Here is a 20617-nt window from a genome sequence, read left to right on the forward strand (position 1 = left end):
GATCTTCTCCAAAGGCCGTGCCATCCTACGTTCCGAACAGGCCGCCGACCAGCCCGCTATCGTCGCTGGCGGCAGCGGCATCCACTGCAACAAGCGCTGCCAGGTTCAACAGGCTACCCGCAACGATGCGGTCACTGCCGCTACCGCTAACCACAAGGTTACCAACGCCGTAAGCCTGAATGTCATTGCCGGGCTCATCGGCTGCAGGCTGCGCTCCTTCGACGATACGCTCGACCCGCACATCGTCGATCAGCCCGCCCAGATGGGTGCTGTCGGTTGTGCGCAGCTCCAGCCGCGACGTATCCCCGGCCGCGCCCGAGACTTCGAATGTATAGGTCCGCCAATCCGTATGCGCCTCGGAAATCACTCCGACCTGTACGCCGTCCCACCAGACCTCGATCGCGTTATCCGCCCCGTTTGCGCCATCCCGTCCCCGGAAATTCAGCGAAATCTGGTAGGTCTCGCCCGAGCTGGTGTCGACATCCTGATAAACGCCCGAGCCAAATCCGCCGTTGACTGCACCGCCGGCCAGTTCAAGAGCAAACTCACCGTCGGCAGCAGCACCCAGACCAATTGTACTGGTTTTCAGGAACTCAGGCGTGCCAAAGGACGAGGACCAGCCATAGGGCAGAGACAGTCCGAAATTGGCATCGCCGTAGTTGCCGAACTCGAAATTGCCATTGGTAATCAGATTGTCACCCGCGCCCGGATTGCTCAGGCCAGCGGTCAGGTTTGCGTTCAGCTCGCCGGTCTCGACGACGCGCACATCGTCGATCAGCCCGCCCAGATGAGTGCTGTCATTTGCGCGCAGTTCCAGCCGCGACGTATCCCCGGCCGCGCCGTTCACGTCGAACGTGTAAGTCCGCCAGTCCGAATGCGCCTCGGAGATCACTCCGACCTTTGCGCCGTCCCACCAGACCTCGATGGCGTTGTCTGCCCCATTTGCACCATCCCGTCCCCGGAAATTCAGCGAGACCTGATAAGTGCTGCCCGAATTGGTGTCGACATCTTGGTAAATGCCCGAACCAAAGCCACCGTCGACCGCACCGCCGGCCAGTTCGATGATATAGTCGCCGTCGGCGGCATCTCCGTACCCTGCATTTGCCAGTTTAATGAACTCGGGTGTGCCGAAGGACGATGTCCAGCCGTCTGGCAGACCAAGACCGAAATTGGCATCGCCATAGTTACCTTGTTCAAAACTGCCGTTGGTCAGAAGGTTACCGTCGGTTGCTTGCGAATTCGCAACAACCCGTACGTTGTCAATGGCTCCGCCCAACAGGTCGGATGTTCCCGCCGCCCGGAATTCAAGACGTGATGTATCCTCCCCAGTGACCCGGAAAGTGTAGTCGCGCCAATCAGTGTGGGTATCTGCAACCGTCCCAACCAGTTGCCCGGCCCACCAAACCTCAATCGAGTTGCTTTCCGCAGACACCGTTGTCGTTCCGCGATAGCTGATGGTGATATCATATTCGAGACCAGCCCGCGTGTTTAGGTCCTGGTAAATTCCTGAATTCTCGGTTCCGTCCAATTCCAGAATGTGGTCACCATGGCCAGATGCGCTGTGGCCGAACTGGTTAATGCTGTCATTGATCAAGTTGGTGTTGTGGACTTCGAGTCGCCCAAAGGACTGTGTCCAGCCCGTCGGCACATAAAACGAAATGGCGGTATCTGCCTGTGTGCCCAGCTCGAACGACCCGTTCTGAACGATGTTTTCCGACAGGTCCTGCACGTTTTCAGCGGCGGTTGCATTGAAATCCGCATCCAACACGCCGTCACCGATGTCTCGGGTGCCCAGGATTTCATTCACGCGCACGTTGTCAACGGCTCCGCCCAGCAGATCCGAGTTGCCCGCTGCGCGCAGTTCCAGCCGCGAGGTGTCGCCGCCGGTGACCGCAAAGGAATAGTCACGCCAATCGGTATGGGTCGCGGCGATCTCGCCAACCTTTTCGCCATCCCACCAGACTTCGATCGTGTTGCTTTCCACCGACACGGTGGTCGTCCCGCGGTAGCTGAGCGTGATCTCGTAGGTCGCCCCGTCACGGGTGTCGATATCCTGGTACACACCCGAGTTCCGCGTGCCGTCCAGTTCCAGAATGTGCCGTCCGCTGCCCGAAGCCGAGAACCCATACGGGCTGACCTGATCGTTAAAGATCGAAGTGTCGTGAATTTCCAACTGGCCGAAGGATTGCGTCCAGCCATCAGGGACGCGGAAAAAAATACCGGTTCCGATATCGGTGCCAAGCTCGAACGAGCCGTTCTCGACCAGATTTGCGCCGCGATCCGAATTGGTGACCACCTGCGCGCGAGTGTTCAGGCTGGAATCTCCGTTGCCCGCGAGGTTGATGTTCAGACCCCCTGCGGCTAAGATGTTGTTTTCGCCATCCCCTACCGCGATGATGTTGAGGCCACCGTCGGCGACGACTTCGTTGTTTCCATCCCCGAGGAAAACGGCATTGGCGCCGCCAAAGGCGTCTACATCGTTGTTGCCGTGGCCCGACAGAACCACGTTTGCGCCGCCATAAGCGTCGATCACGTTGTTGCCGTAGCCTGCTTGTACGACGTTCAGGCCACCCGCGACCTCGACCTGATTGTGGCCATGCCCGGCATGGACCACGTTGACCCCGCCATAGGCGGTGACAATGTCATTGCCATCACCGCTGTCAATTTCTTGTCCGCCTACGCCCAAGGACCAGATACGGTCATTGCCTGACCCGGTTTCCGCCGAAAAGCCAAAGCCCTTTGCGGTGATGATATTGTCACCGTTGCCCGCGTTCAGATCCGCGCCCAAAGCGTTGACCACGAACGTGTCGTCGCCATCGCCCACCGTGATGTTGCCACCAACTGCATTCAGTTCGACAACGTTGTTTCCCTCGCCCAGGTTCAGCAAGCCAACAGCAGCCCCAACAAACGCGGTGTCATCGCCATCGCCCGCAGTCAGGCTTGCGCCTGCGGCTTGAACGTCAAAGAGGTTGTTCCCATGACCTGCGTCGATCGAGGCTCCGACCACCCGCGCAAGGATCGTGTCGTCGCCAGACCCGACTCGGATAGATCCTCCGATGGCGTGCAACTCGATCGTATTGTTGCCCTCACCCAAATCCAGAACACCAACAGCGGCACCAACATAAGCGCTGTCATTCCCGCTGCCTGCAGTCAGGTTTGCCCCCAACGCGCGCACGTCGAAATGGTTGTTGCCCTCACCGGCGTCAATGCCGACACCCACAGCGTTCACATAGATTCTGTCGTTGCCCCCACCAACGGTGATATCGCCTGCAAACCCGTTGAAATGGATCGAGTTATCCCCTTCGCCAGCATTCAGGCGGACACCCGCTGCGTTGACGTGAACCGTATCATTGCCGCTGCCCACCGATATATCCCCGGCAAAGCCGTTGAAACGAATGGTGTTGTTGCCTTCGCCCGCGTTGATCGCAGCACCTGCCGCGTTGACGTTGATTGTATCGTCGCCGGACCCAACCGTGACCGAGCCAACCCCCACGTTGAAATTCACTGTGTTGTGACCATCGCCAAGGCTGGCGTAACCGATGGCAGCATCAACTGTCAGCGTATCGTTGCCCGACCCGGCAACAACGCCCACACCGACCCCACTGGCGGTAATCGTGTTGTGGCCGCTGCCTGCATCAATATAGGCATCCGCTCCACGGGCAATGATCGTGTCGTCGCCTGCCCCTGCATAAACATTGATCTTAAACGCTCCGGTCGAGTCGATATAGTCGTTCCCGCCATGCGTGTAGATATAAGATCCACCAGCCCCTGCAATGACAGTATCATCGGTGTTGCCATAGGTGTTGACTGTCGCCTCGAACCCGCCCGCAGTGGTGATGTGGTTGGTTCCCGTGCCGCCATGCACGGTGATATCGGCGCTGAACTCGGCCGTCGAGTGAATACGGGTGGTGTTGCGTCCGACCAAATGCAGCGCCACGTCATCCACATCGGTCAATGTGATATTGTTTTCGCCATAGCCATGGGTGTTGATGTCTATATCAGTGGCGTTGTTGACACTGATGGTGTTGAACCCGCCGCGAATATCCAAGTCTAGGTCAAAGATATCGTCTACGTTCAGGGTGTTGCTGCCGCCGTAGATATCAACGTCAGAATTTGCGAACGAGATCCCGTTCTCAGCGACGTTAAATAGATTCAAGGTGTTGTTGCCGCCGCGAATATCGACGGTCACAAACTCTACATCGTTGAGGTAAACATAGTTGTCACCGCCCGAGATATAGAGGCGTTCGATATCGAAGGCGTCGATGATTGTGATCGTCTGACCACCCCCATAGGCATCCAGCCATACATCATCAACGTCGTAAGCATATAGAGAGTTATAGTTGCCCCAAAGGTCGACATCGATATTCCAGAAGTCGACAATACTGATATTGTTGTTCCCATTGACGCCATTGTCATGAAACCACAACTCCAGGTTGAAGCCGTCCACAAGGTTAACGTCAGACCCGGATGTCCACAGCTCGATATTGGCGTCGGCCTGCGAGATATTATCTTCACGAATACGGCTGATATCAATGTCCAGGTTGTTGCCCCGGGCGTCAAAATTGTAAATGTATTCAACATCATCCAGATAGATGATGTTGTTGTCACCATGGATGATCAGGTTCTCGATGTCGAAAGTGTTGGTGATCCTGATGGTGCTGTTGCTGCCGTAGTGTTCAACATAAATATCGCCCACGTCGTCGATATGCGCGTAGCGGCCGTTGTCGTAGGTCGTGCTGTAGAATGACTCGTAGGAAGAACCCATTATACCGTATCCCTTTTCTTAACGCTCTGGACGGGTGAGCAGCATCACCGCAGCCAGGCCGTGTCCGTGGTGTGTTGTTTAGTTTCGAATGATGTGGAACTTGGCGACGCGGATATCGCGCCCTTGATTTCTAACTCTGTGCGCCAAAACAAACTGAACGTCGGGAAACGTGTCGCGCACGAAGTCATGCATCACCCGAGTCATTTTTCGAGTACCCCCATAAGGCGCTGCGAATTCCATAAACCAAAGGTTACTGCCCGAATTCCAATCCTCAGGCCGCAGCTCAAACGGCCCCTGGTGCCTCATTTTTTCGCTCAACTCGTCGGACAACCAGGCGTAACTCAGAATGCCAAATGGCTTTCCATTCCGATCCTTAAAAATACGACCTTGACCAATGCTTATCGGAAAGAGGAAACGTTCACCCAAGTGCCGAAGGGGCATCCGTGCGTAGTGGGGCGAACGGGACAATACCAAGCAAATCTCTCCAATTTGCTGGCATTTAAATCTCTCGTTCTCGCCGTATTTTCCCGCCGCATTCGAATTGGAACCGCTAATTAAAGACGGTCCTTCATTTGAAGAATAACCAGTTATTTCACCATCTCTGTGCTGGTTCATATTCTGCATAACCGTCATCTTCTTCTCCACCCAGGTGACCACATATGCTCTCCACAACTTTGTGAAAGAAAAGTGGCGTAGATTTTAGGCAAGACTTTACGAAGCAACTGCAGCAGTCAAATTCGAAAGTTGAATGAGGTATTGAAAAAACTTTAACCCAGCCCCAGACATCAAAAACTTTGCTTGTCTTTGCTTTCCGGCTCGGAGGAGTTGCAGTCTAACTATATGATAAGTTTATGTTTATAATTATTTTGAATTTTTTTTCGATTGCACGTGAATATATATTGGTTCTCGCGTGTTTATTTATTTGCGCAAAGTAGTTTGATCTGTTTTAGGGCTATATTGACCGCTTCCTTGAAAAGAAAAAAGGATCATTTTGGAACTATATTAGCGTAATTGGGGTGGAGAAAGACATGAACACAATACCGCATAGTTTTACTCATAATATCCAAATGTTTTTTTATTCGTCTTTTTAGATCACATCCCTATCAGGAAATAAAAAGATGCCAATATCGACTGACCTCGTAAAAGCGTTTGTGACCTTGTGTCAGGTGAAGTCATATTCAGAAACCGCAAAGATGCTCCGACGGTCTCAGCCTACGATCAGCAATCGGATTCGCTTGCTGGAAAATCAAGTTGGATTTGCACTGTTCAAGGATAAGACACCGCACTCGGGGCTGACCGCGCAGGCCGAGCTGTTGTATCAACGATGCCTTTCGATCCAGAATGAGTTGGATCAGATCTCGGTTCTGACGCAAACCCAAGTCGGGAAAGTCATCCGGATCGGTGTGTCCGCCAGCCTGGAAAACTTGTGCTCGAGCTCAGCGATCGCAAGCCTCGGTTTGGGCCGGGCTGACACGACACTTTCAATCTCGACAGATGACACGGAAAACCTGCTGGCTTCCGTGGAAAAGGGCAATTTGGATGCGTGCTATATTTGCAATCGTGAGGTGCCCAGCCCGCTGACCCAAAAAAGTTGGCCATTTGACGTTCGCTGGGTCGCGGCCAAGTCTGTCGATGTAGATGACCTTCTGGCGCGTCCCATTGTCCCTATCGTTGGTTGGCACGAACAATGGCAGCCGGCGCAGATTTTCTCGGCGTATTTCGAAAAATCATCATACAGGTTTCGGCCGATCTACCAGACTCAAAACCTGAGCAACTATCTGAATGCGGTGCAAGCTGGCGTTGGGTTGGGGTATGTAGGGGATATATTTCTTCACAATCTGCCTGTGGCCAGTGACCTGCACTACATTGACGATAGGCTCAAACCTTTCGGTCAATTCTATATTCATCGCCTAAACCAAGCTGAGCCTGCGGCAAATCTGCGTCGAGTGCTAAGCATTATTGACAGCCATCTGGATCGTCTAGCCACAACCACGCTGTGAATTCTCAGGAGTACAAGCGCCACGGAGCGCTTGGGTATTCCGTGGCGCGTGTCTGGCAACTAGCCGCGTCCGCGATAAGGAGGCACGCCTTGATCGGGAATCCAGACATGGTTTGGAGTGGCTCCGGTCTGCCAGAATACGTCAATGGGGATGCCGCCGCGCGGATACCAGTACCCACCAATCCGCAGCCAGCGCGGGTTCAGAAAATCAACCAAACGACGTGCGATGGATACTGTGCAGTCTTCATGAAACGCACCGTGATTGCGGAACGAGCCCAGAAACAGCTTCAACGATTTTGATTCAACCAGCCAATCACCAGGCACATAGTCGATCACCAAGTGCGCGAAATCCGGCTGCCCCGTCATCGGACACAGCGAGGTAAACTCGGGCGCAGTGAACCGCACGCAATAGTCGATATCGGCCTGCGGGTTCTGTACCCGTTCCAGTTCTGCCGCCTCGGGCGAGGTAGGCAGTTCGGTTTTCCCGCCCAATTGGGTCAGATCGCTGTAGATGGTTTCCATTGTCTTCTCCTGATGGGGTTTCAGACCCCGCGTTTGTTGCCCCACAAAAGGACATGCAGTTGCGGCAGCACCCGAGGGGTGAACCAGCCATCTGCGGTGACTTTATCGACCAGCCACAACAGCCGGTCCGACAGGATTTGCGGATCGACAGGCTGAGTGGGGTCGACCGTCTCATTGCCCGGCTGTAGATACAGTGGCAGCGCCGGATAGCGATCCGCCGCGGCACGGGCCCAAGCGTAGTCACGCTCGTCAAAGATCACGATTTTCATCACTGTTTTGGGGCCGTTTCCAGCAGCCAACAAGCAGGCATCGAACGCAGCCCAATCTACCGTCTCCCCACTGGAGGGCGGTTTGGGACTAAGAACCAGCGTATCCAGTTCGCTGAACCACGGTTTTGCGATGGAGCCCTGCGTCTCGCAGGCGAACCGATAACCCTCTGTCCGTCCCAACGTGATCAGAGGGGCAAAGTCCTGAATGGCAGGGTTGCCACCCGACAGCGAAACGGTCAAAGGCCGCCCGCCCGACAGGTCGCGCACCCGGCTCCAGACTGCATCCGTGGTCATCGCCGCCCAGTCATGACGATAGGCAGTATCAACCGCATGCAGGCTGTCGCACCAGCTGCACCGGTAATCGCACCCGCCGGTGCGCACGAATACAGTTGGTTCACCGATCAGCGCGCCTTCGCCCTGAATCGTGGGGCCGAAAATCTCGGCAATGCGTAGGCGGGTCATGGGCGATACTCGGCCCATGTTTTCGGCGTTTCGCTGACCCGTACGGCGGCGGTCTCCGGCCAGCGGGCGGCGCACCAGTCATAGAAATGCCGCGCCATGTTTTCAGCCGTGGTCAGGATGTTCATCACATCGTTCAGATGGCGATGATCGAACGTCTCGTCGATATAAGCCTTGAGCGGCTTCAGCTCGCCATAGTCGCGGACAAACCCGTCGGCGTTCAGGTCCTTGGCAGCCAGTTCAACCTCGACGATGTAATTGTGACCGTGCATCCGCGCGCATTGGTGATCGTCGGGCAGATGGGTCAGCTGGTGCGAGGCAGAAAAGCGGAATTCCTTGGTAATCCGGTACATCAGGCGCTTTCCTTCTGTGCCGTGGCGGCCACCCAGAAATCGGGGTCGTCATAGATGGTTGGGTCGGGGATACCCGCCAGATGGAACGCCTCGCGCCGTTCGACGCAGGTGCCGCAGCGCCCGCAGTGATTGTCACCACCCTTGTAGCAAGACCATGTCTGCGCAAAGGGGGTGTTCACACGCGCGCCCTCGGTCACGATGTCGGCTTTACTGCGATGCACGAACGGCGTGAACAGCGATACATCGGCATAGCCGTCCAGCGCCAGTTTCTGCATCGCTTCAAAAGCCTCGGTGAAGGCGGGGCGACAATCGGAATAGATAAAGTGATCCCCACCGTGCACTGCAGTGGCCACGGCATCCGCCCCACGGGCGGCGGCGGCACCGAATGCAACGGTCAGCATGATGGCATTGCGGTTGGGCACCACGGTCACTTTCATGCCGTCTTCGGCATAGTGCCCGTCAGGCACATCCACATCATCGGTCAGCGCCGAACCGGTCAGAACCGCCCCAACGGGGCGCAGGTCGATGATGTCATGGGGAACGCCAAGGCGCAGCGCGCATAGCGCAGCATAGTCCAGCTCTTTGCGGTGACGCTGGCCATAGTCGAAAGAGATCAGGCCCGCCAATTCGTGATCCTGCGCAACCATATGCGCCAAAGATACCGAATCCAGCCCGCCCGAGCAGATTACGATCGTTTTCATATTTTGAACCCTTGTTTTGTTACCCGGGTAGGCTGCGACCGGGATGTGCCCTGTTATACAGGGGCCTTAGACTTGGCAAGCGGCAACGAAACACCCAATCCACACTGTCGCACACGTTTTCGGCATAGCTATTGGTCGCGTCGTCTACGCCGGGCGGAATGCCCGAATGTAATCGATAGCAAAGCCCTCAGTTCTTCACACGACAGTGAGCAAAGCGCTAATTGGAAAAAAAATATTACCAATTTCTGGCTCACAGGTTATGCTATCCTCGCATCGACATGGCCTGACATGTGCATGGCGATGATCAATGGGAGGAAGAAATGACCAAAAAGCTCATCACGCGCCGCAGCGCGTTTAGAACTATTGCAGGTGCAAGTGCGGCCACGCTGGCGGCCCCTCATATCGCGACCGCAGCGGGTGAAACCACCACCTGGAAGATACAAACATCCTGGCCCGGGGGCATCGGGTTGCAGACGTTCAAAGACTGGTGCGCTACGATCGAAGAAAAAACCGGCGGTGAGCTGGCCTTCCAGGCCTTTGGCGCCAATGACGTGGTTGGGGATTTCCAACTGGCCGACGCGGTGAAGAACGGTGTGCTGGACGCTATCAACCCGTTCACCATCTACTATCAGGGCATCATCCCTGCCGCCGTTTTCCTCAGCTCATACCCGCTGGGGTTGCGTCAGCCGCATGAATATGACACGTTCTATTACGGTCTGGGCGGCATCGACATCGCGCGCGAGCTGCTGGGCCGTCAGGGTCTGCACTTTGTGGGGCCGGTGCATCACGGGCCGAACATCATCCACTCGAAGGTTCCGATCCGCTCGGTTGACGACTTCGCGGGCCGCAAGATGCGCCTGCCAGGCGGTATGGTTGCCGAGGTTTTCTCGGAACTGGGTGCTGAGACAACCGTTCTACCGGGCTCGGAAATCTTCCCGGCGCTGGAAAAGGGCACTATCGACGTGGCCGACTTTGTGGGCCCCGCCGTGAACCACGCCTTGGGCTTCAGCCAGGTGACGGACTATATCGTCATGGGCCCTCCGGGCTTTATGTCAGTTTATCAGCCGGTCGACATCATGGACATCACCGTGGGCAAGGCCGCGTGGGACAAGCTGAGCCCACAGATGCAGGAATTCGTGGAAATGGAAACCCACGTCTATTCGGATTTGCACCACGCCGCCATTCAGGCCGCCGACCAGGAAGCTTGGAAAAAATTCGAAGCGGAAGGCACCGAGATCACTCGCTTGTCGCAGGACGATGTCGAGCTGATGACCGAGGTCGCCGTGCCGATCTGGTTCAAATATGCCAACCGCGACAAAGATGCGGCGCGGGTCTTCAAGATCCAACTTGACTACATGATGTCGGGTTCCTTGGGCTATGTGACGCCTGAAATGATCGAAGGCTATACGCTGGACCTGTAGTCCGCTGAAGCCTAACCAAAAGTCCGCGCGAATTTCGCGCGGGCATGCCTTTTCCTTGGAATTCGGAACGTACTATGCCGAGCGTCGATTTCACGCTGCCGCACTGGCTATATTGGGTCGGGCTGATCGCCTTTCCGGCCCTGGCCATGGTGCTGGCACGCAAAGCCCAACCTGAACAGCGCACCTACGGGTTACCGTTGGGCTATCTGATCCTTGTCACCGGAGGAATGCTGGGCCTGCACCGCTTTTACTTGCGCAGCTTGCTGGGGTTGGTCTATCTGCCAGTTTTCCTGCTGATCCTCTACGCCAATGGCGAAGAGCGAACGGCCCGCAACGAATTCTCGAATGCGGTCAATATCGTCCGTCAGGCCGAGCGTACGATCACGCGCGAAGCCGAACGGGTTGCAACCGCCGAGGAAGGGCTGGAAGAACTGCGCGCCGCCGCCGAGTCTGCGCAGGATGGGACAGCATTGCAAAAACGCCGAGCCGAGCGTGCTCTGGAGCGGGCCGAGAAGGCCATTGAAACCGGGCGCGAACGTCTGGCCGAATCCGAAACCGCCCTAGCCGAGGCGCAACCTCTGGCCGAGGCCAGCGGTGCAAACCGCGCTTTGTGGAGTTCGGTAGCACGTTATGCGTTCTATGCAATTCTGGCCTTTATGGCGATCGATGCTCTAATGCTACCGCGACTAGTGGCAAGTGCGCGCGCCAAGGCTGCTGCGGATCCGCATGAGCCTGAAATGGAGATTGATGAAGAAACTGCTGCACGGGCTGCAGAAATGGACCCCGGTGCACGCAAGGCGGACCAGGATTATGCCGAGAACTGGATTGACCGCCTGTCTCTCTATGCAGGTGAGTTCGTCAGCTATTGGGCCGTAATCGCGGTATTCGTCTACTACTACGAAGTGATCGTCCGCTATGTGTTCAACGCCCCCACAAACTGGGCGCATGAATCCATGTATCTGATGTTCGGGATGCAGTACCTGATCGCCGGGTCCTATGCGATGCTGACCGAAAGCCATGTGCGTGTGGACATCTTCTATGCACCGCTGACCAAGCCGAAACGGGCGTGGGCGGACCTGTTCACCTCGGTCTTCTTCTTCATCTTCGCCGGAACCCTGCTGGTGACGTCCTACATCTTCGCGATGGATGCGATTGCGGTTCCGACCGGCAACTCGGTCGTCTCGGACTGGGCGCGCGGAGAGATGAGCTTTTTCCAGATGTTCGGAGCGCTGACTTTTGGCGATTGGACCGATCCGAATATTCGCTGGGGTGAGATCAGCTTTAACGAATGGGAAATCCCGCTGTGGCCAATGAAATGGATGATGGTCGTGGGCGCGGTTCTGTTGATTTTGCAAGGGGTGTCGAAACTGTCCAAAGACATCCGAACGATTGCACGGGGGTACTGACCGATGGGTCTTGATATGTCCATCGAGCTGTTGACGCTCGTTATGTTCGGCTCGCTGCTGGTTCTGCTAATGGCAGGCCTGCCGCTGGCCTTTGTGACCGGAGGCCTGGCCTGTGTCTTCCTGTTCGTTCTGGGGGATGCGCGTGCACTGAACATTGTGCCCAGTCGGATTTTCCCGCTCATGACGAACTATCAGCTATCCGCAATTCCACTTTTCATCTTTATGGCCTCGATGTTGGAAAGGGCCGGGATCATCAACGACATGTTCGATGTGATCTACAAGGTGCTCGGTGGGCTTAAAGGTGGTCTGGCTGCGGCAACAATCATCGCCTCGACCGTTCTGGCGGCGATGGTGGGTGTGATCGGCGCAGCTGTGGTGACGATGGGCATCATCGCCCTGCCCGCCATGCTGAAACGCGGCTATGACACAAAGATCGCCATGGGTTCGATCATGGCCGGGGGGACGTTGGGCATCCTGATCCCGCCCTCAATTCTGGCCATTATCTACGCCGTTGTTGCCGAACAATCGGTTGGGGAGCTGTTCATCGGCGCGGTCATTCCCGGCCTGATGCTGTCGGGTATGTACATCATCTATGTGGTGGTGCGGTCCTATATCAACCCGGTTCTTGGCCCGCCAATCCCGGTTGACGAGCGTATCTCGAACCGAGAAAAAATGCGCCTGCTGGGCAAGATGTCCGCGCCCATTGCGCTGATCGTAATTGTTCTGGGCGTGATCTTCTCGGGCGTTGCAACCCCGGTTGAGGCGGCGGGTATCGGCACCTTCGGCGCCTTCATCGTGGCCGCGATCCACAACAAACTGGACTGGCCCACAGTGCGCGAGGCATGTCTGACCACGCTGAAAGCCTCGGCTATGGTGATTTGGATCATGTTCGGTGCAACGATCTTTGTGGGACTTTACGTTCTGGAAGGCGGTCAGCAATTCGTCCAAGAGACGATGCAAGGCGCGGGTCTGGGCCCTTGGGGTATCCTGATCGTGATGCAGATTCTGCTGGTGGTTCTGGGCATGTTCTTGGACTGGGTCGGCATCCTGTTGCTGTGTGTCCCGATCTTTGTACCGATCATCAAGGCGCTGGGGGCGGCTGCCTTTGGGTTTGATGACCCCAATGATTTGGTCTTGTGGTTCGGAGTTCTGTATCTTGTGAACATGCAGATGAGCTTTTTGTCACCACCTTTCGGCTATGCGCTGTTCTACTTGCGCGGTGTAGCGCCACCGTCGATCCCAATGACGGACATTTTTAAAGCCGCCTTGCCGTTCTTGTTCCTTCAAATTGTCGGGTTGGTGATCTGTATGCTGTTCCCTTGGGTGGTGACCTGGTTACCAAGCATTGTTTACGGATAGACGTCAGGCGCGGGCAGAGTAAAATCTCTGCCCGCGGGCGTTAAACCTAGGCACAATCAAGCGGCGGACGCGCCTTTCAGTGCGCTTTCGATAATTGATTTCAGGTGCCGAGCGTCAATCGGCTTTCGCAGCAAAGGCAGACCCACTTCCTCACAATACTCGGTCAATTCTGGCGAACGATTGGCCGAGATCACACAGGCAGGTAATGGACCGAATTCCTGCCATAACACGTCTATCGCCTCAGTTCCGGTCATACCTTTGTTCAACTGGTAGTCGGCAACCACAATATCCGGAAGAATGCCAATTTCCTGCAGCAAGCCAACCGCTTGTGCCTGACTTTCGCATTCCAAAACCTGCACGCCCCAGGATTCCATTGTCATGGTCAACGCCGTGCGCAGATTTTCGTCGTTCTCAATCAACAAAACAACCGCGCGTGTCAGAACCTTGGTGTCTGGCGAAGCCAAATCAGCAGACCGGCCATAACAATGAGACGCCGGTTTAGCCAAAGGCACCTCTACCGAGAAGACCGACCCCTTTCCCAATCCGGAACGTAACTTCATAGGATGTTTCAACAGGACACACGCGCGCTCAACGATAGCCAGCCCAAGTCCCATTCCTTCGGCAGCGCTGGCATCCGAATGAAGCCGTTGGAATTCCTGAAAGATGATATCTCTCTGATCCGGTGCAATTCCGATACCGGTATCCCAAACCTCGATCACGATAGAATCTTTTCGACGCCGGGCGCCAACCAGTACCTTGCCTGCTTCAGTGTAGCGAATGGCGTTTGACAGAAGGTTCTGCAGGATGCGCCTCAAATAACTTGCATCGCTTTGAACCAGCGCGCCGCAAGAGACGACGCACAGCTCCAATCCCTTGGCCTGTGCGACCGGACGAAAGGAATCTTCGAGCTGCGAAAACACGTCATCTATTGGCAATGTCGACAAATGGACAGTTGCCCGTCCTGAATCCAGTTTAGAAATATCAAGCAGCGCATCCAAAATATGTTCAACGCTGCTAAGTGCACTTTCCGCCTTGGCGGCCACGTCCCTCGCGTCTGTTTCGTTCAACCCACTTCCAAGAGTGGCAACGTAGAGCTTAGCCGCCGACAGCGGTTGCAGCAGGTCGTGACTTGCTGCGGCAACAAAGCGCGATTTCGAAGCATTTGCCCGTTCCGCGTCCTTAAGCGCATCCGCAAGCTCTTCGGTGCGGGCTGCGACGCGCTGTTCCAGCAAGGCTTTCGAGTCGTACAACGCCTGGGCAGATTTACGCTCAGCGGTCACATCGGTGAACGAAATCACAAATCCCCGGTCGGACATTTCCTGCGCGAAAACAGACAGGATCTTTGCCCGACCGCTATGCATCTCGAACCTCAACGGTGGCCGTTCGGACGTTCGGTTAACCCACGCAAGCAGGTCGGCGTCACTTACGCCCTGTGCAAAGCGGATTGTGGTGCTCAGGCGATTGAACAGAGTTTTGAACTGCGCACCCATCTGGAACTGCGCATTTGGGATTGCCAACAATTCACTGGCCCGGTTGTTCCAACCAATAAGCCTCAGCTTACTGTCAAAGATACATACACCCTGATCGATATGTTCCAGAGTAGCACGGATAAGTCGGGCCTTGTCGTCAAGAATGCGGTCCCTCTCCTGACGTTCGATACGCATGATATCCGTGACATCAGTTTGCAAGATCACTGTGCCACCGTCGGGTGTCCGATGTTCAGAGACTTGCATCCAACGATTGCCATTCAACCTGACGTTAAAAACAACGTGGTCATCCGCATGGCGCGCGATACGACGTTGTGCCCAGTCCCACGGCGACACTGCCTCGGGGAGTGACAAAAACCGCGAGCGACTAACCAGTTCAACGTACTCGGTAAATTGCAAACCAGGCACCAGATGAGGCTGGATATCGGGCATGTGTATACCAAAGCGGCTGTTGCACAGCACAAGCTCTTCTTCCAAGTTGAACAGGGCAAAGCCCTCTTGCACCGTTTCTATTGCATTCGCGAGGTCCGCCCGCGCCGCCTCTGTTGCCTGATTGGCTTGAGCCAGACGAGCATTGGAGTCGTTCAGTAGATCCAGCGCACGTTCAAGATCGAATGTACGAGCGCGGACCTCCTGTTCCAACACTGCAGCCCTTTGAAACTGTGCGTAAGCCGCGCCGCTTGCATCAGTCGATTCCTCAACCCTGCGCATCAGTGCCTCGGCAATCTTCAGCAGCTTTTCATTCTGCCGGTCTGGCGGGTCGTCCGGGTTGATCAGGGATTCAATCATGTCGATCCTCTTCCGGCGGGTAAATCGCAACCCCCGTCAACGTTTGGTTGACATGGATCGAATTGAATTGCTCGCCATAAGTAGAAAACCCAACCACGTGATTGTCGGCGAGGATTGCAGACAAAGCACCCGTCATCTGTTTTTCCTGCGCTTCCAGACGCCTGAGGATACAGTCGCACCCAAGAATAGTATCCGGAGCCTCGGCTTCTGTTAGGCCCTCGATCTCTTGCTCGAGATGCTCGACCATGTCGCGAGGTTCAGCCAAAGTCAGAACCAATCCTTCGTCGATGGCCGAGAAAAACACCAAATCCCCGTTCTCATCCACGCGCTGAATGGCCCGAACGTGATGCTGCCCGCCAATCTGTACGACGACCGGATGCGCAGCAAAGGTGAAGGTCGTCAACTGTTCGGGGTCTTTGCCCAGAATACGGGCGTATTCGCGCGCGGCAGGTTCTGCGTTGATCTCACGAACGATCCGCCGGGCGGGGTCGGCTTTGGTCACGACCATCCGTTGCGCTGTTGGCACCAGATGATCTGTCTTGAAAACCTTGATCGGACATCGAGTTCGTATTTGCGCCAGGATTGCAGCATTTTCCAATGCCTGCCCGTCGTGCAGGACGTAAGTTGTTTCGAAATCCGTTCCATCCCCGGCGGAACCCCCAAACAACGGAACTGGCCCTAACCCCAACGCGAGTTCTGAAGTCAGCGCGTCTTCTTTCGTTGAAAGCCCGTCAATCAATAAAAAGGTGAATTCGTGGTGCCAGTCAGGGTTTGCCTCCGTCATTTCATTACGGTTTCGGATCATCTGATGAATCAGATCCTTAGCCAGAAATGTATCCAGATCAGGTACTGGCAAGATGCGAGCGTCGAAATGTGATGCAGGCAAGCCGATGGCCACGATCTGGTTTTCTGTATAGCCGGCCCCCGCCAATTCACCGGCTGTTGTACAACCAACCACTGGCGCGGGCGCAAAGGCTTCGGTTGCCTGTGCAATAACCGATGCAGCGTCAGCTCTATCCGTCACAAAAAGAATGACCAGAGATAACTCTCCGGCACCGAAAGTCTTCAATAGTCCGGTGACCGCGTCTTCGGTGTCGTATGGCACACATGCAGTTCTTACGATACCTGGCGCGCGGGTCGGAGCCGTTGCCCACCCGACAGCTTGGTCCATCGAGCCTCCTCCCTAAAGCGCGACGATTTTCTGTGAGTATGCAGCTTAACTCGACTCTTGCAAGACACTGGCAAAGGACGCTTTCTTTGCTATCAAAACGGCCTGCGTACGACTTTGGACACCCAGCTTGCGCATGATTGCAGTGACATGCGCTTTGACCGTGGTTTCGGCGATCGAAAGGTCATAGGCAATTTGCTTGTTCAGCTTGCCTTCACAGATCAGCTGAAGAATACGGGACTGCTGATTGGTCAACGTTGCAAGCCGCCCGACTGCATCGCTTTGTTCATCTGCGCCGTCCAGATCGATCAGAACGCATCCATCCGGCAAAAAGACATTGCCCGCGTGAACGGTTTCAAACGCGGTTCGAAAGACGTCACGCTGGCTGTGTTTTGGAACGTACCCAGACGCACCCGCGTGAATAACCTGGCTAATCACCCGATTGTCCGTCATTGAAGACACAACGATCACAGGCGCATTTGCGACGGCCTTCAGACGGACAAGCCCATCCAATCCGTCAACGTCAGGCAAGTTCAGATCCAGCATTATTGCGTCAGGCTTCAAACCTCCTGCAATCATCTCAAGCGCATCTTCCAGACGGTCGGCGGTGTGGATTTCACGGATATGAGCCACGCTTTGTAATGTCATCGACAAAGCGTCACAAAACAAAGGATGATCATCGACGATCAGCACATTCTCGAAATCGTTTTGCCCGACGGCATTTGCAAGCATTCGCATTGGCCTTTGCAATCATGTTGCCCAACCTACCAAAGCGTAGCAAGAGAACAGAGTCACGCCAACTGGCGGAAAGTCGTATAAAAAACGCGCGCCCAAGCGAGGCGCGCGTTAAAGTCATGAGTTGCGAAGAAGATCAATTTGCCGACGCTAGCTCCTTGGGCAATCGGAAAGTCCACAGCGTGCCGCCCTGGTTCAGATAGTTAACCTTCTTTGCCACTTCGCCACCCCAAAGCGGAACTGCGCCACCCCAGCCAGAGATGATCGAGACATACTGCTCGCCATCCTGTTCCCATGTCACAGGCTGGCCGACAATCCCGGACCCTGTTTGGAACGACCAGAGTTTCTCGCCGGTCTCATCATCCAGCGCGATGAACTCGCCTTCGGGTGTGCCAAAGAACACCAAACCACCGGCAGTGGTCATCACACCTGACCATAACGGCGCGTCGTTTTTGTACTCCCATTTCCACTCCCCGGTATCCGGGTCGATGGCTTTAAGAGAACCGATGTGGTCTTCGTAATTGGGCTTGATGGTAAAGCCCGCGCCCAGATAGGCGGCACCTTTCTTGTAGGTGATCGGCTCGTTCCAGATATCCATACCCCATTCGTTTGAAGGCACATAGAAATTACCGGTGTTTTGAGAGAAGGCCATTGGCATCCAGTTCTTGCCGCCCAGGAAGGACGGCGAGGCAAAGATAACCTCACCTTTCTTACCATCGGCTGCTGCAGCCGGGTCACCGGGACGATTGTTTTCGACAAAGATCGGGCGACCCGTGTCATCCACGCCATCGGCCCAAGTAATGTCTTTGACAAAAGGCGTCGCCGAGACGAAAGCACCGTCTTCGCGGTTCAGAACATAGAAGTAACCGTTGCGATCCGCTGTGGCAAAACGCTTGTTGCCATCACGGTCTGTATAGGCCACGACTTCGTTGACACCGTCATAATCCCAACCCTCGCGCGGGGTGGTTTGAAAGTGCCACTTGATGTCGCCAGTCTTTGGGTCGATCCCAATACGGCTGGCGGCATAGAGGTTGTCGCCTTTGTTGCCTTCAGTCGGAGTTCCAGCGTCCCGCAGCCACGAGTTCCAAGGCGCTGGGTTGCCCGCGCCAAAGACCAGCGTATCCGTGTCCGCATCATAAGACCCACCCAGCCAGGTCGCCCCGCCACCGGTTTTCCACATGTCACCGGGCCACGTTGCGTTCAGCTCTCCGGTCATAGTGCTTTCTTCACCATTCAACGTGCCCATGTGGCCTTCAATCACCGGGCGTTCCCAGACCAGATCACCAGTGTTCACATCGCGCGCTTGAACGGCCCCGACGATGCCAAACTCGCCCCCGGAATTGCCGGTGATCACCAGTCCATCTACGATCAATGGAGCAGCGGTATAGGAATATCCCGCCTTGTAGTCGGCAATCTTATCACGCCAGACAACGTCTCCAGTGTCCTTGTTCAGCGCCACAATCCGTGCATCCAACGTTCCGAAGATTATCTTGTCGCCGTATATTGCGGCCCCGCGATTAACCACGTCACAACAGGGCAGGATACCTTCGGGTAGACGGGCATCGTATTGCCAGACCTCTTTACCGGTCTCAAGATCAATCGCATACAGGCGAGAGTAAGAGCCGGTGATATACATCGTGCCGTCGTAGATCAGCGGCTGGGTTTCCTGTCCGCGTTGTTTTTCCCCTCCAAGGCTGAAAGCCCAGGCCGGCAGCAGGTTTTTGACGTTGTCCTTGTTAAGCATGTCCAGTGGGCTATAGCGCTGAAGGTGCCGCCCCATACCGTTGGTTACGACTTGCGTGGTGATCGTTTGGTCATTGGCCAGATCGTCTTCGGTAACTTCTGCATAGGCCGCGCCTGCTGCAATCACACTTGCAACAGTTGCCATGATAAACCGGCTCATCTGTGTCCTCCCTAGACTTATGTCTTTCCTCCGCGCCGAATCTCCGACGCATCGGGATTGCAGGCGAGAGTATTATTGGCGGGCAGAACTCGTGGTGAAATTGCACAATGGTCGTAGGGCGGAAATCATGGCTTTCAAGCGCGATCGTCAATTATTCTGGACAAACCAGTTTTCCTGACCAGCTTCGGCCAACGCTCGGTTCTAGTCTGAGATGCTGCTTAGATATGCCAGAATAAAGTCTTGAACCGTGCGATCATCGATGCCGACATGCCGCATCTTGGTGCCCGGCATGAAGCCGTCGTTGTCTTCCATCCATGCCCGCAGAGCGGCCGGTGTCCAAACGATACCGGAACCAGCCAGAGCATCCGAATACTGATAACCTTCTACAGTCCCTGCTCTGCGCCCAACGACACCGTCAAGTTGCGGACCATAACTTGGACCAGTTGCATCTGGCGCGTGGCAGCGTCGGCATTCAGAGAAAAAGAGCGTCTCGCCCGCCTCAATCTTGACTCGGTCGAATGTGGATTGAGCAAGTGTTGGCGCTGTCGAAACGGAACTGACGGCGAGGCCGAGTAGCAGGGTAAGATGTTTCATGTGGTCCTCCTAACGTTGGCCGAACTGTAAATCCGCGTCCATCGATACCGGCTTGACGTGGGTCAAGAAAACCGAGGAAGAGCATCATCCTTTAGTCGTAGTTCTCAGAAAAAAAACTGGGTTCAGAATAGAGGTGCGTATTTCCACTCGTCAGCGTCGGGTGTGACTTCGTTAGGATCATAGCCCGAATCCCTTAGGCGTTTGGCGATCCTGAGGCCGTCCTGTGCGGCCTCGTCAACATAGGCCCGACCCAGTTCCTCGTTCCTTGTTACACCGTGACCACGCAAAAGGTTGAGACCATAGTTGAACTTGCCCACCGGATCGCCCAGATCGGCGGCGCGCTTGTCCCATGCGGCCGCTGCATCAGGGTCATAGGGTCCGGCCAGCCCATTGTTATCCAACTGACCCATCCAGGTCATTGCACCGGTGTACCCTGCTTCGGCACAGGTGCGAAACAAGCGTCGCGCCAGATCGTGGCGGCCTGACTTTGTCATGTAGTAACCCGAAGCGCAGGTGGTCATGTCGGTTACGCCATTGTCGATGTTGCTGAGGATTTTGCCCCAGCCCGTGTCCTGCGGGTTAAGCGTTCCGTACTCGTCCTCAATGGTCTGCGCCGTGACTGCAGACGCCAAAAGCAGAAAAAACGCAGCAATGCGGATCATGGCAGTACCCTCCGGTTTTCGACAA

General features: G+C 55.4%; 16 protein-coding genes. 4 read left to right on the top strand and 12 right to left on the bottom strand.

Annotated elements, in window-relative coordinates:
- Window positions 1-25 precede the first annotated feature (25 nt).
- Together AC2TAD_RS19340 and AC2TAD_RS19345 are read right to left on the bottom strand one after the other, a co-directional pair.
- A complete protein-coding gene (locus AC2TAD_RS19340) occupies window positions 26-4765 on the bottom strand; it encodes a beta strand repeat-containing protein (protein ID WP_480869724.1) in 4740 nt (1579 codons plus the stop codon).
- 78 nt (window positions 4766-4843) lie between these two features.
- Window positions 4844-5398, bottom strand: a complete 555-nt coding sequence (locus AC2TAD_RS19345) for a toxin-activating lysine-acyltransferase (protein WP_480869726.1) — start codon at window positions 5396-5398, stop codon at window positions 4844-4846.
- A 485-nt stretch (window positions 5399-5883) separates the two neighbouring features.
- Here AC2TAD_RS19345 and AC2TAD_RS19350 point away from each other — a divergent pair, with 485 nt between their 5' ends.
- A complete protein-coding gene (locus tag AC2TAD_RS19350) occupies window positions 5884-6765 on the top strand; it encodes a LysR family transcriptional regulator (protein ID WP_480869728.1) in 882 nt (293 codons plus the stop codon).
- 59 nt (window positions 6766-6824) lie between these two features.
- Here the strand turns inward: AC2TAD_RS19350 and queF are convergent, their stop codons facing one another.
- Genes queF through queC form a run of 4 tightly spaced genes read right to left on the bottom strand, consistent with a single transcriptional unit; the run spans window position 6825 to window position 9068 of the window.
- Complete coding sequence (gene queF / locus AC2TAD_RS19355; RefSeq protein WP_170756028.1) at window positions 6825-7286, bottom strand: preQ(1) synthase; 462 nt, start codon at window positions 7284-7286, stop codon at window positions 6825-6827.
- 20 nt (window positions 7287-7306) lie between these two features.
- Entirely contained in the window at window positions 7307-8017 is a 711-nt protein-coding gene (gene queE / locus AC2TAD_RS19360) for a 7-carboxy-7-deazaguanine synthase QueE (RefSeq protein ID WP_480869730.1), read from the bottom strand.
- Window positions 8014-8367, bottom strand: coding sequence for a 6-carboxytetrahydropterin synthase QueD (gene queD / locus AC2TAD_RS19365; RefSeq protein WP_480869732.1), 354 nt, complete (start codon window positions 8365-8367; stop codon window positions 8014-8016). Before queD ends, queE begins: the two co-directional genes overlap by 4 nt.
- The gene (queC, locus tag AC2TAD_RS19370; RefSeq protein WP_480869734.1) at window positions 8367-9068 is read right to left on the bottom strand and encodes a 7-cyano-7-deazaguanine synthase QueC; all 702 of its coding nucleotides are present in this window, start codon (window positions 9066-9068) and stop codon (window positions 8367-8369) included. Before queC ends, queD begins: the two co-directional genes overlap by 1 nt.
- Before the next feature lie 320 nt (window positions 9069-9388).
- On the opposite strand from queC, the gene dctP reads away from it, so the two are divergent.
- From dctP to AC2TAD_RS19385, 3 genes are all read left to right on the top strand, one after another.
- The gene (dctP, locus tag AC2TAD_RS19375; RefSeq protein ID WP_170356225.1) at window positions 9389-10489 is read left to right on the top strand and encodes a TRAP transporter substrate-binding protein DctP; all 1101 of its coding nucleotides are present in this window, start codon (window positions 9389-9391) and stop codon (window positions 10487-10489) included.
- 74 nt (window positions 10490-10563) lie between these two features.
- Entirely contained in the window at window positions 10564-11895 is a 1332-nt protein-coding gene (locus tag AC2TAD_RS19380; protein WP_480869737.1) for a TRAP transporter small permease subunit, read from the top strand.
- Window positions 11896-11898: 3 nt separating this feature from the next.
- Complete coding sequence (locus AC2TAD_RS19385; protein WP_480869739.1) at window positions 11899-13254, top strand: TRAP transporter large permease; 1356 nt, start codon at window positions 11899-11901, stop codon at window positions 13252-13254.
- 56 nt (window positions 13255-13310) lie between these two features.
- Here the strand turns inward: AC2TAD_RS19385 and AC2TAD_RS19390 are convergent, their stop codons facing one another.
- The 6 genes from AC2TAD_RS19390 to AC2TAD_RS19415 all read right to left on the bottom strand — a co-directional run bounded on the left by AC2TAD_RS19390 (window position 13311) and on the right by AC2TAD_RS19415 (window position 20592).
- Window positions 13311-15530 carry a hybrid sensor histidine kinase/response regulator gene (locus tag AC2TAD_RS19390; RefSeq protein ID WP_480869741.1) on the bottom strand — a complete coding sequence of 740 codons (2220 nt, stop codon included), beginning with the start codon at window positions 15528-15530 and terminating at the stop codon, window positions 13311-13313.
- Window positions 15523-16701 (bottom strand): FIST N-terminal domain-containing protein, encoded by a 1179-nt coding sequence (locus tag AC2TAD_RS19395; protein WP_480869743.1) that lies wholly within the window; start codon window positions 16699-16701, stop codon window positions 15523-15525. The genes AC2TAD_RS19390 and AC2TAD_RS19395 overlap by 8 nt, the downstream gene beginning before the upstream one ends.
- Window positions 16702-16746: 45 nt before the next feature.
- Window positions 16747-17436, bottom strand: coding sequence for a response regulator (locus AC2TAD_RS19400; protein ID WP_170756021.1), 690 nt, complete (start codon window positions 17434-17436; stop codon window positions 16747-16749).
- Between the two features lie 133 nt (window positions 17437-17569).
- Window positions 17570-19336 carry a PQQ-dependent methanol/ethanol family dehydrogenase gene (locus tag AC2TAD_RS19405; protein WP_480869745.1) on the bottom strand — a complete coding sequence of 589 codons (1767 nt, stop codon included), beginning with the start codon at window positions 19334-19336 and terminating at the stop codon, window positions 17570-17572.
- A gap of 201 nt (window positions 19337-19537) precedes the next feature.
- Entirely contained in the window at window positions 19538-19930 is a 393-nt protein-coding gene (locus AC2TAD_RS19410; RefSeq protein WP_480869747.1) for a c-type cytochrome, read from the bottom strand.
- A gap of 122 nt (window positions 19931-20052) precedes the next feature.
- On the bottom strand, window positions 20053-20592 hold the full coding sequence (locus AC2TAD_RS19415; protein WP_480847336.1) for an SEL1-like repeat protein: 540 nt from the start codon (window positions 20590-20592) through the stop codon (window positions 20053-20055).
- Between the last annotated feature and the right edge of the window lie 25 nt (window positions 20593-20617).

The organism is Ruegeria sp. HKCCD7628 (assembly GCF_057221005.1).